Raw genomic sequence first — 14,423 nt, forward strand, 5'->3', positions numbered from 1 at the left:
TCAGAATTTGAAAATTAAATCCTTTTTTCATCTTTCTTCATTGCGATTTATTTTACAATGAAGGAAATAAGGAAAGAAGGTTAGAAAACTATGTTGATTAACAAAGTCAAACTCGCTTCAAGTTCTCTTGCAGAAACAAAAGCCTTTTACCTGAATCGGCTTGGCGGCACATTACAAGAAGAAGGACCCGATAGCTTTGCGATAAAGATCGGATCAAGTGAATTAGTATTCACCCAAACCAACAGTGAGAAGAATCCCTTTTATCATTTCGCCTTCAACATCCCATCCAATCAATTTCAGGAAGCGAAGAGATGGGTTACGGCACTCACTCCTTTAAATACGGAAGAAGGGGAGGACGAGGTATACTTCAGCCATATCAATGCCCATTCTCTATATTTCACCGACCCTAGCGGTAATATTGTCGAGTTGATTGCAAGACACTCCATCTCACCCGAAAGCAAGGAGCCATTTACCATGGATTCTTTATTGAGCATTGGTGAAATTAATGTAACGACTGGCGATATCGATGACGTTGGCCAGAAACTGATGGACGTTAATATCCCACTCCGGGATGGCGAAACCTTGAATCCTGAAGGCCTTTCTTTCATGGGCAGTGATGGGGCGTTCTTATTATTAGGCAAACCGGGGCGTCGCTGGTTCTTTTCCGAACGCCATGCCGAAATCCACCCCCTCATGATAGAAATCGATTTCAAAACAAGAATCACCCAAGATCGTACGGGGGTGATACATGTTTCTCCACTTAACGAAAAGGGGCTGTCCCAAAAAGGGTAGTTAAGCCTAAATTGAATAAATAGAAAGAGGCAGAAATGTTGATTTAACAACATTTCTGCCTCTTCAATTTTGCGTTATTTTACTCGAAAAAGGACTTATGAGACAGCCCCCGTTTTATTCCACGAATTTAAATTCCTTGATAGGCCAATACACCAAATTCGCTTTACCTACGATTTCATCTACAGACACGGGCCCGATTTCACGGCTGTCCAAACTGTTTTGGCGATTGTCGCCCATCACGAACAACTGATCGTCCGGTACCGTCATGCTACCTGACACTTCCTCAAGCTTGAAAGAACCAGTCAATGGCTCCCCGCCCAGTTCTTCTTTATATTCATCTAGATATGGTTCATCATATTTTTTGCCGTTAATATAAAGTGTGTCATCCTTATATTCAATATGATCACCAGGCAGACCAATCACCCGTTTTATGTAATCCTTATCTTCCGTGGCATGGAAGACGACAATATCAAATCGGTCGATGCTACCGATATTCGTGCCAAACTTAGTGAGCACTATTCTTTCGTGATCTTGTAAAGTCGGCATCATAGATTCCCCATCCACAACTATCGGGGCAAAAATATATGTTCGAATCAGGAATGCCAATATGACTGCAATTCCAATCGCTTTAACCCATGAAAAAACCTCTTTGCTTTTTTCCAATCGAAGTCCCTCTCTCTTGTGTTTTAGTTTAGTCATTATATCATAGTAAAGCCATAATCACTTCAACAAATACCCACATTTGCCTTATCATACTTGGATTATTCGTTACTGCGGTTCAATTATCCTTTCTCGTGGTCGAATGATTAAACATATTTCCTATACTCTGTAACTTGCTTCGCCACATTAAAAAGCGCATTCGATATTCCTAATCGAACGCGCTTCTTAAATGAGGATATTTCTCATTATCCAAACCTAAGGTTACTTTATATTTCCTCTATGTTACTGAATCTTGGCTTCCTAACCAGACACATAATTCCCGGCACGATGAAAAAGATGAGGGGCCACACATGAAATATTGTAAGGATGCCAGTAATGATGAATAAGATTCCAGCGGCCTTCACGTTGCCTTTTTTTAATAGAATAATAGCAATCAATCCACCTAGCAACGCCAATGATATAGAAATAATTCCTATCCATAACAAAATATTGAACAATTGCAGCGTCATCTCCATTTCAAAGGCTGCCATCTCCACCTCTGAGCCTAAGGAGTATTCTATCACTTCTGTAAGGTCAACCGTACTGACGTATACCGTCGTGATAATTCCGATTATTAAAGAAATCGCTGCGATAATTACGCCTATAATGCTTAACACAAATTCCCCTGTACGTTTCATAAAAAGTCCTCCCAAGAAAAAGTTTCTTAGGTACTGTACCCCATTCAGGAAGGAATTAAAGATTACTAGGCATCTTAAATTGTCTACTTCTTGCTCTTTCCCTTCAGGTATTCGTTCAATTAAATTTGCCGCACTTATCCATGCCGAATGAGCTACACGAACGTAACGAATAATCTTACAAGAAGTCCGAGAATCCAAACATATCACCACTATTCCATTCCATCCCTGTTTTTCGGTTGGCAGCTCAATAGTCGTTTCCTATCTGCCTACTTCGTTACATGGTCTTGATAAAACTTCACCAGCTCTACCATCGCACTGCCCATCCGTTGATCTTCTGGGTAGATGACCCGGTCAATCCCTTCCTCGATGATGACCTGTGCCGTCACTTTTCCGACAGCTAGGGCCACGACATCCGATTCAAAGCGATTGATCAGGCGGGCCTCCACACCTAGGTCACGGGCAAATTTCATCAAATTGCGTGGCTGTGGGGCACTTGTAAACATCACAGCATCTATTTTGCCATCGAGTATTTCCTGAATTAATAGAGTCATCGTTTCCGTTTCCGGGGCAATATGTTCATAGGGCAATATTTCTTTATGCTCGATGAGGCGTTCATCCAACCAGTTCATCAGAAGCGGCGCCGGATCTCCGTGCAGCTGCAATGCGACTTTCACATTTCCTGACAGATGTCCCTCAAGATTACGGACCAAACCTGCCATACTGCCATCGTCGTCACGGACGGTCGGTTCCAGCCCAAGCTTCTTAAGCAGATTCTTCGTTTTATAACCCCGAACGGCAATTTTCATTTTTTGCAGCGTCTCGATAAAACGGTCTCCTGCTTCCATTCTGACAGCCGTATTATATAAAAGTTCCGTTCCCATTCCTGTCGTGAGAATGATCCAATCGAACTCTCCTTCTATTAAACGGTTCACATCTTCCTCAAGGTGAGAATCATTTAGATAAACCGTTCCTTGTGCAGACCGGACAAGCGGTATTCCCCCTAGATTATGAACAATTTTACTGAGTTCTTCCGTTTTCCTCGCTCCCAATAGAGCAATGTTCCTGCCATTAAGCTTACTCATTCATAACCCCTCCATGTATGCTTCCTCTATGCTCTCCCCCTCATTATACAAATTTTCAATCTATGAAACTAATAGAAACTATAAAAACAGTATACTTGTTGATTCTTCCTCATAATCCAACCAAAAAAAAAGGAGACTCACCATCTCGAGTCTCCCGCTTATCATCTTTTTATTTTTCCGGCACGCCGCAAGAACCATCCGTGCATGCATCCCCTGTTCCGTTTACCATTTGCAAGGGGTTTTCCTCTGCCCAGACCTTCTTCAATGTATCTAGAAACGCCTCGGGAGGCTGAGCACCGGAAATGCCATACTTGCGATTGATCACGTAGAATGGAACACCTGTGATTCCTAGCAAGCTTCCTTCTTGTTCGTTGCCCCTTACTTCCGCCGTGAACGCCGTGCCGGCTAACATACTTTCCACTTCCGACTTTTGGAGGCCGACTTCTTCAGCTAAATTCGCCAATGTGGCATGGTCGCCGATATGCTTGCCTTCCGTAAAGTACGCTTTGAATAGACGTTCATTCATTTCGTTCCCTTTTCCTTTGGATTCAGCAAAGTGCATCAAGCGGTGGGCATCAAAAGAATTCGTCAAGACGACTTTATCTAAATGATAATCCAGCCCCAACTCTGCAGCTTGTTGAGTCATATTTTGGCTGTTAGCTTCCACCTGGGCCTGCGACATGCCATATTTCTTCGCCAACATTTCATTTTGGCTCATATTGATGTCCCGTTCCGCTTCCGGGTTTAATTCAAAACTGCGGAATTCTACCTCTACCTGATCCTTATGTTCAAACCGACTCAAGGCTTCCTCGAACCGACGCTTTCCAATATAACAAAACGGACATTGATAATCCGACCAAATTTCTACCTTCATCTAAAAAACCTCCTCTGAATCAAATGCAATCACATTAAGCACATTATATAGGGAGGGGTACCCTTCTGCAAGGATATTACCCTATATAAGCACTTTCGGAAAAATCTATTTTGTTCATGAACTGTTCTAACGTGTACCCTTTTAATAACTTAAGTGTTTCCTGTTCAGCCTCGATCATGATTTCTTCCAAAGCATGATCCAGCTGTTTTCCGACTTCCCCACATTCACTCGTGACCAAACTATCCAGACATTCCGGCCGTACCGCTAGATACACATCCGCCAAGGTCAGTACATCGGCGGGTACATGTAGACTATAGCCACCCTCGCGTCCTTCTTTCGTCTCCACTATCCCGGCCACCGCAAGCTGAGCCATCACCCTACGTAAAAATGTAGCATGTGAATCGACCTTAGACGCAATCACAGAACTCGTCAGCAGCTCACCGCTTTGAGCCAGCCAAACAAGAGAATGAATCGCAATGGAAAATCGAGCAGGGCCAATTTTGTTATTTTTACTAGTTGAAGACATTCCCATCCCCCTTACCACACCGAAGATTTTGTAAGACTAGTATACTATGTTCCTATCTCTGGAACAAATGGCCTTTCTATTCCTTACCGCTTATATAGTATGGTAAAATTATCAGAATAATAGAACTACATTTACAGGAGAGAACGCATGAGAGGAAAATCCGCTTATCTATTCGTCATAATGGGTGCCATGCTGTGGGGAACGACAGGTACCGCCCAATCATTCGCCCCCGATGACGCCCATCCCTTTGCCATAGGTTCAATCCGCCTTGTTTTTGGAGGTATGATGCTTGTACTAATCGCTTTCTTGCAAAAAAAATTAACGGTTCATAATTGGCCAGTACGAGAAACGCTTTTGGCGACGCTAGGCATGGCATGTTATCAACCGCTATTTTTCATGGCCGTCAGCCTGACCGGTATCGCTATCGGTACCATCATTACACTGAGCAGCGCCCCCATCATTGCCGGCTTCCTTGAATGGATGGTTGAGAAAAAGCTCCCCACAGCGAACTGGTGGCTGGCAACGGGGTTATCGATTGCGGGGTGCCTGCTTCTCTTTTCCAATGAAGGGTCAGGACCCATCAATCCATTCGGGATCCTATTGGCCCTTGGTGCCGGTACGGCCTTTAGCGTGTATACACTCGTCAGTAAAAAAATCCTGGACAGACAGCCTCCAGAAGCAACGGCTGCCGTCATCTTCATGTTGAGTGCCTTGCTATTGTCCCCTATGCTATTTATCTTTGATAGTAGCTGGATCACCACCGCTAACGGGTTGGGCATCAGCCTTCACCTTGGTCTATTTGCAACGGCATTAGCTTACTTGCTTTTTAACAAAGGCCTAACATCCGTCCCGTCATCAACAGCGGTTTCCCTGTCACTGGCCGAACCATTGGTAGCAGCCCTTCTTGGTGTCTTCCTTGTCGGAGAAAATTTGAGCCTGCTGAACTGGTTTGGTGTTGGATTGCTGTTATGCGGGATCGTTTCCCTGACCTTTTCACCGAAGGCATCTGCTCCCATCGAAAAGAGCTTTTTTTCATAAGTTGAAAATGGGAGCTTCAAGCTACTCTTTCTTGTACATCATTTATTCTTCACGAAGTAATACAAAAACCACACGGCATGGTTTTGCTCATCTGCGGCTGCACGACGAAACGCTTTTCTTATCGACCGTTCTGCCGCACCATCTGCTGTTTCCAAATAAAAATCCACGGTTTCCTGTTCATCCTGAATCGCGAACTCCAACCCTGCTTTATATGAATTCGGGCATTCTTCCGTCACTTTAGGTTGGAGCTGGTTTCCGGTCAAATTGATATAAAGTTGTGAAAATACCTGAAAATGTTTTATCTCATCTTTCCTAATCTCAAGGATTTGCTTCCGCTCTGTCTCATTAGGAGCCATCCTAGCTAATTTTTCGTAACATTGGATGGCGCTATACTCCCCATTGATCGCCTTTTCTAGCTTTCGTACCATGGCAGCCTGCTTCCTATCCTCTTCATGATTATTTCCTACATATTCATACATATATAAAGACCTCCCATTCCTCTTTCAATCATCTTATGACAAATGTAGGAACAGGTGCCTATCCGTGCACTGCCGCGTCACGCTCAATTTGAGAGAACCCATCTTCCTTTTCCATTAGTTTGAACAAAACCATTTTCAATATTTGTATAATTATTGTACAATGTTTGTATATTTAATTTCCAACAAAGGAGGGGCTCATACATACATGACATTAGATGAAGTTTTATATAAAGTATTCCTTTTTTGGTACGCTTGCGGAATCGTTCTGCTTAGCTTTGATTGGATACCATCATGGTTAGAATGGGCGAATGCCATGTTTCTGATATTGGCCGGATCGTTAGCGGTCATATTTTTTCTGAAGAAGTTCGATTGGCAGTACGGCCTCTTGATTAGTAGTGTCATATTTTGTTTTTCCTTTCTAATAGAGTACCTGGGCTCAGCCTATAATATTTTATTTGGACAATATGGATACACAGAAAAATTCGCCCCGAATTTATTCGGAGTCCCGATTGCCATCGGGTTTGCGTGGCTGATGGTGATGGGCACGTCTCATGTATTGGCAAGGAAAATCGTTCCACGAGGCGGTCTTTTATATGCCGTTGTCGGAGGGGGCATTGCAGTGGTTATCGATTTAATCATCGATCCCGTTTCCTATAAAGTGAAACAGTATTGGCTCTGGGAAGAAACGGGCATTTATTACGGGATTCCCTATAGTAATTTTTTCGGCTGGTTTCTTGTCGCCTTCATCCTTCATCTGTTTCTCTTGTTCGTCATCAAATGGAAGAACGGCACAAACGAAAATCCACTATGGGAAAAGCGGATGATTACTTTATTCGTCCTGATGATTGTAATGTTCATCTTATTAGGCCTGCTCGGAAAGCTGTGGCTTGCAAGTTCGCTCACCGCTTTACTAGCCTGCTTACTTCTCATACTCGCCTTAAAAAGGAAATCTAGATGATACAAGCCAATAAAAGCCGACTGTTCCACTCCATGTTTTCCCTTTATCATCAACGTTTACTACGCCGGTCCTTTGATCAAATCTATTTATATTCCAAAGGGAATCGTCCAACAACCCCGGCGATCTATATAGCAAATCATAGTTCTTGGTGGGACGGACTCCTCTATTTTCACCTATGTCGGAACGTCCTGCCTGAAGACACCTATATCATGATGCATGAATCGGGGTTAAGACAATATCCATATTTCAAAAAATTAGGTGCCTTTTCCATAAACCGCTCTAACCCAAAAGATATCTTACGCTCTCTTCGCTATGCAGAGCAGTTAGTACAAGATGGAAAGAGTGTCTGGATGTTTCCACAAGGAGAAGAATGCCATTTAGAGAAGCGCCCGCTTGGCTTTCAACCAGGCATTTCGTACATGTTGGAACACCTGCCCCACATACAGGTCGTCCCGATTAGCTTTTATTATTCATTCGGGCATAAGAAAAAGCCGGAAGTGTACATAGAAATAGGCCTCCCGTTATATCATCATGATTTATCCGGTCACTCGCGGAATGAAAAGACGGCTGGATTGGAACAAGTCTTCACCGAACAGCTGGATGAACTGAAGGAGCTCGTCGTAACGAGGCAGCTGAACACGTTTTCGAATCTACTTTAGGAGAGTGTTCCATGTTATTTATCTTGATTCCCTGCTTAACAATTTTTGTCATATGGACGATCCTGAATGCCCTTTGCCTGCCTAGGCTGCCTAAACATCCAAACCTAGACAAGACACCGCTCGTTTCCATCATGGTTCCCATGAGAAATGAAGACCGGAATGCCGAATCCATGGTCCGGTGCTTACAGGCCTTGACCTATCCGAACATTGAATTCATTTTATTGGATGATCAGTCCACAGATCAAACCTGTTCCATCTTAGAAAAGGCAACAGCAGGCGACAGCCGGTTTCGCATCCTTTCCGGGAAAAAGCTGCCTGAACAATGGGTAGGCAAGGTCCATGCATGTCATCAACTGCAACAAGAGGCGCACGGGGCATACTTCCTCTTTGTCGATGCGGATGTGCGTTTGAAACCCCATTGTCTCGAAAAATCGCTCTCCCTAATGAATACAAGCCGGGCGCACCTGTTAACTGGGTTCTCCGCGTTTGAAGTTCCTTCTTTTCTTAGCAAGCTATTAGTTCCCATGCAGCACTTTGTCGTCTTTTTCCATTTGCCGATCATGTTTGCCAACTGGACGAACATCTTAGCTACGACCGCTGCACATGGAGGGTTTATGCTATTTGAGCGAATGGCTTATATGAAGATGGGCGGCCACGAGGCGGTACGGTCCTCATTGGTCGAAGATGTCCATATAGCACGCAAGATGAAAGAACAAGGGTTTAAGGTATTGCTTGCCAATATTACCGATGAAGTGTCCTGCCGGATGTATGAGACGAACCGGGAAGTATGGGCTGGGTTTTTAAAAAACATTTACAACGGCTTAGGACGATCTTTTCCATTAGTCGTCTTATTGACAATTTTTTATGGTTTCTTTTACATAGGGCCACTTCTCTTGCTTGTGTTCGGGCTTTTCCAGTTTGAGCCGATTTATTTCATTCCATATCTCCTCATTACATGCCAGCGTTACATTGTCGACCGTATGACGAACCAACGAGGGTATCTATCATTTTTGATGCCATTATCCGCTGCTTCTTTCATTTGCATTATGCTTGCCTCCATGTGGAAATCATGGTCCAAACAATCCTACGAATGGAAAGGACGGTACTATTCATGAAAAAAGTCGTCATCATCGGGGGTGGTCTCGGTGGATTATCCTCGGCCATCACCCTTGCTAACAAGGGATTTCACGTGGAGCTATTTGAAAAGAATCAACATTTTGGTGGGAAATTAATGCCGATTCAACTTGGTGATTACTCGTTTGACTTCGGTCCCAATACGATCACGATGCCTTCTGTATTTAAGCGAGTGATCGAACAGACGGGTTCACGGTCTGAAGATTATTTTGAGATGATTAAATTGGAAAATCATACACGCAACATATTTCCGGATGGAACCCAGTTCGATTTATCCAGCAATCAGCAAACAATGCTTTCCCAACTTCAGAAACTTGATCCTACCGGAGCTGAAAATTATCAATCTTTCGTTAAGGAAATCACTAGATTGTTCAAGCTATCGGAACAATATTTCTTACCAAGAACGTTTCGTTCATGGCGTGATTATGTCTCACCATCCTTGGGAGCGGCAATGTTGCGAGTAAGACCATTGCAAACATTGGATTCCTTCTTCCAAGCTTACTTTTCCAATCCCCGTATCATCGAAGCGTATAATCGATATGCAACGTATATCGGCTCATCGCCATTCCAAGCGCCGGCGACGTTTGCAATGATTGCCCATCTGGAAATGGTCGAAGGCGTGTACTATGTAAAAGGCGGCAATGTGAAAATCGCCGAAAGTTTCGCTTCTCTTGCGAAGAAACTGGGTGTCGGCCTCCATAATGAATCGGAAGTAAGGAAGGTCCTCATGTCCGATAAAAAAGCAACCGGAATCGAGTTACAAAGCGGGAAAAAAGTGATGGCTGACTACGTGATCATGAACGCCGATTTATTGAAATCCTACCCGGAACTAGTATCCGAAAAAGCACGTCCTTCTTTCAAAAATGAAAAGGTGGATAAATTGGAACCGTCCATTTCGGCATTCGTTATCATGGTGGGTCTCAATAAACGGTTTGCTCAGCTGAAACATCATACGGTTTATTTTTCCGATGATTATCGACAAGAGTTCAATGACATCTTCATTAAGAAAACATACAGCGCCAAGCCAACCATCTATATTTGCAACTCGTCCCATACAGACCCTGACCGCTCGCCAAAAGGCGATAATTTATTCATCCTGGCGAACGCCCCCGCTCTTCCTCTCGACGGGAATCTGCAAATCGACCCTGTTGCCTATAAAGAACTGATCTTTGAAACGCTGTCTTCTCGTGGTCTCGACCTCACTGATCATATAGTCGAAAAGAAAGTCATCACGCCTTCCGATATTGCCACGCAATTCGGAGCCTATCGCGGGGCCTTATACGGAGTCTCTTCCAATCGAAGAAAAGATGCCTTCCTGCGTCCACAAAACGCCAGTAAAGATATAAAAAACCTATTTTTTGTAGGCGGCAGCACTCACCCTGGCGGTGGCTCTCCAATGGTCACGATTAGTGGCCAAAATGTAGCCCACGCCATCATTAAATCGGAACGATAAAGAACGGGGCTGTCCAAAAAGGGTAGTTAAGCCTAAAATGAATAAATAGAGAGAGGCAGAAATGTTGATTTAACAACACTTCTGCCTCTTCAATTTTGCGTTATTTTATTCGAAAAAGGACTTATGAGACAGCCCCGTTTTATCTACATATTGACGAGTAACTGTTGTTTTGTCTTATCGGCCACAAAATGCTTCTCATGAAAGACCCGGTGCTGCTTTGATCGTATGACCGTTATAATTTCACGGTATAAATAGGCAGCGCTTTTGACTGGTATCCGTGAATACAAGGGATATTCGTTCATTGTTTGAAAAGCTTCTTGATAAAAACCTTCAGCCTGTCTGGCTAAATCCTCCCATACTTCTACAAAAGGGGCATCCACACGTTCCGACCAAAGCGATTCCTTCCTCAAACCGTGATCCTCCATCACATCTTCGGGCAAGTATATCCGATTCCGTTCCAAGTCCTCTCCTATATCCCTTAATATATTGGTGATTTGCATGGCCAATCCTAATGAAATGGCCCCGTCTTTTAGGACAGCCACTTTCCTCGGCGCAAGGATTGGCAGTAACATCAGGCCTACCGTACTTGCTACATGATAACAGTAGTTCAACAGTTCATTCATCGTTTCATAACGGTTAGTCGTTAAATCCATTTCCTGCCCTTTGATTAATTCACGGAAATGCTGCTCATCCATCTCATAGCGTCGGAACACATCATGAAGTGCCACCCACATGGGATTGGATACATCGTACACCCCGCTTAGAAAATGCTCAAATTCTCTTTTGAACCCGGCAAGTTCCGCTGCAGGATTCTCCCCTTCATCGACGATGTCATCAACCGTCCGGCAGAAGGCATAAACGGCCCATACCGCTTTACGCTCATCCTTTGGCAACATCGAAAAGGCCTTATAAAAAGTTTTCGAATGGTGGGCAATCACCTTTTCACAATACTGGTACGCCTCTTTAACATCATACATGGACACTCACTCCTTTTTGAGCTTGATCTTTCAAGATTTGATCCGCGAGTAATTTTGCTCCCTGCATGACAAGTGGAATCCCCCCGCCCGGATGAATCGACGCTCCGACTGCATATAAATTTTCGATGGGGTACGGTTTCACTTGCGGACGGAAAACGCCAGATTGCATCAAGGTCGGTGCGACTCCGAAACTACCGCCTTTGTACAATCCAGATTTCTCGGCATCTGTCGGTGTCCTTATCTCCATCCATTCAATGGATTCACGTAATCCTGGAAAAGATGACTGTTCCATACGATCGATCAATTGATCGACCCATTCCGTTTCGGTAGACCAATCGATATCAGAATCGGCAGGAACCGGAACCAAGGTGTACATCACACCTTTTCCTTCTGGAGCCAGGCTATCATCGATGATGGACGGATGAAAGGTATAAATCGAAGGATTGACAGGCAGGCTCTTTCGATCGAATACATCTTTCATATGCTCGGAAAAATTATCACCCATGAAATATTGATGCACGTTGGCTTCCCTATAAGTCCGGTTTAAACCAAAATACAGGAGGACGCAGCCCGAAGATGGAGTGAACGTCCTTTTCTCCTTTCGATCCAGTACTTGCTTGATGTTCGGAAAGTCACCGTTAAACACGACAGAATCAAAAGCCGTATATCCATCTTTCGTCTCTATTCCCGTTACGTTCTGATGTTCAGTACGGATATTCGTTACTTTACTATTGAGATAAATGTTCACATTGCGCCTTTTCAGCTCTTTTACAAGAACGGGTATGAGGCTTGCATAGCCACCTTTTAAATAGTGGACACCTTGCTCATGCTCGGCAAATGAAACCAACGAGTACATGGCGGGAACTTGAAATGGATTGCCACCAACATATAAAGATTGAAGGGCATAGACTGATTGCAACCTTTCGTCTTTAAAGTAATGGGACATCAACTTTTGCACCGACTGATAGGGTTTTAGCTTCATCAACGTTTTGAGCTTGCTTGGTGTCCAGAAATCTTTAGGATTGACAAATGATTCTTCCAGAAACGATTTTTTGCCTAATTCAAGTCGGTATCTTCCCTCTTTCATAAAGCGTATGAAACCCTCCACTTCAGAAGGAAAGACGCGCCTGAACTCTTCTATTTGTCGATCAACATCCGGGTATTTTGTGAATGACAATCCATCAGGAAACTGAATGGAGTAGAGGGGATCACATAGAAGGAGTTCATAGCTTTTACGGTTGATGCCCGCTTCGTCTAAAAGTTGCTGAAACATTTCGGGCAGAAGTACGATGGTCGGGCCTTGGTCAATCCGATAGCCATCTTTTTCGACAAAGGTTAACCTACCTCCAAGCTGCGCCTCCTTTTCGTAAATGCTGACCTCAATTCCTTGTTTCGATAAGAACAATGCACCCAGTAAGCCTCCGACACCGCCACCAATAATCGCTGTTTTCATCAGAATCCCTCCACAGCTGGTAATGGAGATACCGGTATGGTATCCTGCTTATCTTGTTCCAAAATGCCATTTGCCGTAATCCGTGCAGATTCAAGAATAGTCGGGAGGCCCGATCCAGGATGGGTTCCTCCACCCACAAGCCAACAATGCTTAAGTTCTTCAAATTGGTTATGCGGCCTAAAAACCATCATTTGCGAAAGTTGGTGCCCAAGATTGAAAGTCGCCCCTTTGTAGACCAATTTGTCTTCTTCCCAGTTACGGGGTGTAATCATTTTTTCTTCTTCTATATGCTGTTCAAGGTTTTTAAAACCAGTCTTTTCCTCGACTGTCTTTAATATGAGTTGTCGGAACGTCTGTTGCTCTCCTTCCCAATCGATTCCGCTAAAGTTATTCGGGACTGGTGCCAAAATATAAAGGGTGGACTTTCCTTCGGGAGCTAACGTCGGATCGGTTACACTTGCATTTTGAATATAGATCGACGAGTCTTCAGAGAGGATTTTCAGACTCGTTATTTCCTCGACATTCTTTTGATAGTCCTTCGAAAAAACGATTGTATGATGAGGCAAGTCGAACTTTTTATCCAAACCTAGATACAACATAAATGTGGAGCAAGAATATTTCTTCTTCGCCAGCTTTTCAGGCGTATATTTTTTTAACAGGCCTTTACCGACCAGATTGGTCATTGCGTGGGCAAAATCCCCATTAATGATGACTTCGTCCGCTTCCACTCTTTCACCGCTTTCAAGGTCTACCCCCTTCACCGTTTTGCCTTCAATCCAAAGACTTTTCACCCCGCTATCCGTGTGGATTTCCCCTCCATGTTCACGGACGACTTTCGCCATCGATTTCGATAGCTCATTCACTCCGCCAATCGGATGAAAGACACCATAGGCATGTTCCATATATGACAGGATCGAAAAGGCACCCGGACATTCCCACGGCGACATCCCTAAGTACTTGGACTGGAATGTGAATGCCAGCTTCAGTTCGTCTTCAGTGAAATAACGTGATAAGACATCATATAGTGTCTTATTCAATTCAAGCTCCGGAAGCGCCCGAAGAACCTTCGGCTGAAAGTAGTGCATGAACCGATCCATCTTCGATTGCAAAATGGGTGATAGGGCTTCCATTTTCTTTGCCGTTTCCTTCAAGAACCTTTCATATCCCTCGCCATTTCCTGGATACAACGATTCGATTTCCTGTTTCATCTGCTCTTTATCTCGCGTCATAAGCAATTTCCGTTTTTCGAAAATCAGTTCATACATCGGATTAATCTCCACGGCATTTAAATAATCATGCAAATTTCTCCCTGCAGCCGTAAATAGTTCTTCGACGATATGAATCATCGATAAGAACGTCGGTCCCATATCAAACTTATATTCTCCTAAACGAACTTCGGCATTTCGGCCACCGATATACGATTGCTTTTCATAGACTTTTACCTCATATCCTTTACTTGCTAGAATCATGGCTGCAGCTAATCCTCCTGGCCCTGAACCAACGATGATTATACGCTTTTTCATTCCAACGCCTCCTGTCTGCACAAATATTATACAAACATTATACAACGGCTATATATCAAATACCACAAATTTTATTCCAGCAAGCTGTCCACATGTTAAAAAGCTTCTCGAAAACCTGTTTTAAATGTATTCATAGCA

At 43.7% G+C, this 14,423-nt stretch carries 15 protein-coding genes; 6 read left to right on the plus strand and 9 right to left on the minus strand.

Annotation, left to right across the window (positions count from 1 at the left end; genetic code table 11):
* Positions 1 to 90 precede the first annotated feature (90 nt).
* Positions 91 to 792, plus strand: coding sequence for a VOC family protein (locus ACIQXN_RS01325; protein ID WP_402960959.1), 702 nt, complete (start codon positions 91 to 93; stop codon positions 790 to 792).
* 114 nt (positions 793 to 906) lie between these two features.
* Here the strand turns inward: ACIQXN_RS01325 and lepB are convergent, their stop codons facing one another.
* The 5 genes from lepB to ACIQXN_RS01350 all read right to left on the minus strand — a co-directional run bounded on the left by lepB (position 907) and on the right by ACIQXN_RS01350 (position 4,611).
* Positions 907 to 1,455 carry a signal peptidase I gene (gene lepB / locus ACIQXN_RS01330; protein ID WP_402960961.1) on the minus strand — a complete coding sequence of 183 codons (549 nt, stop codon included), beginning with the start codon at positions 1,453 to 1,455 and terminating at the stop codon, positions 907 to 909.
* A gap of 263 nt (positions 1,456 to 1,718) precedes the next feature.
* Positions 1,719 to 2,129 carry a DUF4064 domain-containing protein gene (locus ACIQXN_RS01335; protein WP_402960963.1) on the minus strand — a complete coding sequence of 137 codons (411 nt, stop codon included), beginning with the start codon at positions 2,127 to 2,129 and terminating at the stop codon, positions 1,719 to 1,721.
* A 266-nt stretch (positions 2,130 to 2,395) separates the two neighbouring features.
* Positions 2,396 to 3,211: a uroporphyrinogen-III synthase gene (locus ACIQXN_RS01340; RefSeq protein WP_402960965.1), complete on the minus strand. Its 816-nt coding sequence runs from the start codon at positions 3,209 to 3,211 to the stop codon at positions 2,396 to 2,398.
* A 169-nt stretch (positions 3,212 to 3,380) separates the two neighbouring features.
* Positions 3,381 to 4,085: a DsbA family oxidoreductase gene (locus ACIQXN_RS01345; protein ID WP_402960967.1), complete on the minus strand. Its 705-nt coding sequence runs from the start codon at positions 4,083 to 4,085 to the stop codon at positions 3,381 to 3,383.
* A gap of 76 nt (positions 4,086 to 4,161) precedes the next feature.
* Positions 4,162 to 4,611, minus strand: coding sequence for an Rrf2 family transcriptional regulator (locus tag ACIQXN_RS01350; protein ID WP_402960969.1), 450 nt, complete (start codon positions 4,609 to 4,611; stop codon positions 4,162 to 4,164).
* Positions 4,612 to 4,758: 147 nt separating this feature from the next.
* Between ACIQXN_RS01350 and ACIQXN_RS01355 the strand changes: the two genes are divergently transcribed.
* Complete coding sequence (locus ACIQXN_RS01355; protein ID WP_402960972.1) at positions 4,759 to 5,649, plus strand: EamA family transporter; 891 nt, start codon at positions 4,759 to 4,761, stop codon at positions 5,647 to 5,649.
* A gap of 38 nt (positions 5,650 to 5,687) precedes the next feature.
* Here the strand turns inward: ACIQXN_RS01355 and ACIQXN_RS01360 are convergent, their stop codons facing one another.
* Positions 5,688 to 6,077, minus strand: coding sequence for a ferritin-like domain-containing protein (locus tag ACIQXN_RS01360; protein ID WP_402961712.1), 390 nt, complete (start codon positions 6,075 to 6,077; stop codon positions 5,688 to 5,690).
* A 256-nt stretch (positions 6,078 to 6,333) separates the two neighbouring features.
* Between ACIQXN_RS01360 and ACIQXN_RS01365 the strand changes: the two genes are divergently transcribed.
* From ACIQXN_RS01365 to ACIQXN_RS01380, 4 genes are read left to right on the plus strand one after another with little or no spacing between them, the layout of a single operon-like run.
* On the plus strand, positions 6,334 to 7,086 hold the full coding sequence (locus ACIQXN_RS01365; RefSeq protein WP_402960974.1) for a carotenoid biosynthesis protein: 753 nt from the start codon (positions 6,334 to 6,336) through the stop codon (positions 7,084 to 7,086).
* Positions 7,083 to 7,745 carry a lysophospholipid acyltransferase family protein gene (locus tag ACIQXN_RS01370; protein WP_402960976.1) on the plus strand — a complete coding sequence of 221 codons (663 nt, stop codon included), beginning with the start codon at positions 7,083 to 7,085 and terminating at the stop codon, positions 7,743 to 7,745. The genes ACIQXN_RS01365 and ACIQXN_RS01370 overlap by 4 nt, the downstream gene beginning before the upstream one ends.
* Positions 7,746 to 7,756: 11 nt before the next feature.
* A complete protein-coding gene (locus ACIQXN_RS01375; protein ID WP_402960978.1) occupies positions 7,757 to 8,860 on the plus strand; it encodes a glycosyltransferase family 2 protein in 1,104 nt (367 codons plus the stop codon).
* Positions 8,857 to 10,332 (plus strand): phytoene desaturase family protein, encoded by a 1,476-nt coding sequence (locus tag ACIQXN_RS01380; RefSeq protein ID WP_402960980.1) that lies wholly within the window; start codon positions 8,857 to 8,859, stop codon positions 10,330 to 10,332. Before ACIQXN_RS01375 ends, ACIQXN_RS01380 begins: the two co-directional genes overlap by 4 nt.
* A 143-nt stretch (positions 10,333 to 10,475) precedes the next feature.
* Here ACIQXN_RS01380 and ACIQXN_RS01385 read toward each other — a convergent pair whose 3' ends face one another.
* From ACIQXN_RS01385 to ACIQXN_RS01395, 3 genes are read right to left on the minus strand one after another with little or no spacing between them, the layout of a single operon-like run.
* Positions 10,476 to 11,309, minus strand: coding sequence for a phytoene/squalene synthase family protein (locus ACIQXN_RS01385; RefSeq protein ID WP_402960982.1), 834 nt, complete (start codon positions 11,307 to 11,309; stop codon positions 10,476 to 10,478).
* Positions 11,302 to 12,762, minus strand: coding sequence for a phytoene desaturase family protein (locus tag ACIQXN_RS01390; protein WP_402960984.1), 1,461 nt, complete (start codon positions 12,760 to 12,762; stop codon positions 11,302 to 11,304). The genes ACIQXN_RS01385 and ACIQXN_RS01390 overlap by 8 nt, the downstream gene beginning before the upstream one ends.
* On the minus strand, positions 12,762 to 14,285 hold the full coding sequence (locus ACIQXN_RS01395; RefSeq protein WP_402960986.1) for a phytoene desaturase family protein: 1,524 nt from the start codon (positions 14,283 to 14,285) through the stop codon (positions 12,762 to 12,764). The genes ACIQXN_RS01390 and ACIQXN_RS01395 overlap by 1 nt, the downstream gene beginning before the upstream one ends.
* Positions 14,286 to 14,423 lie beyond the last annotated feature (138 nt).

Source organism: Peribacillus sp. NPDC097295, from assembly GCF_044761665.1.
In the GTDB taxonomy this organism is placed as follows: domain Bacteria; phylum Bacillota; class Bacilli; order Bacillales; family DSM-1321; genus Peribacillus.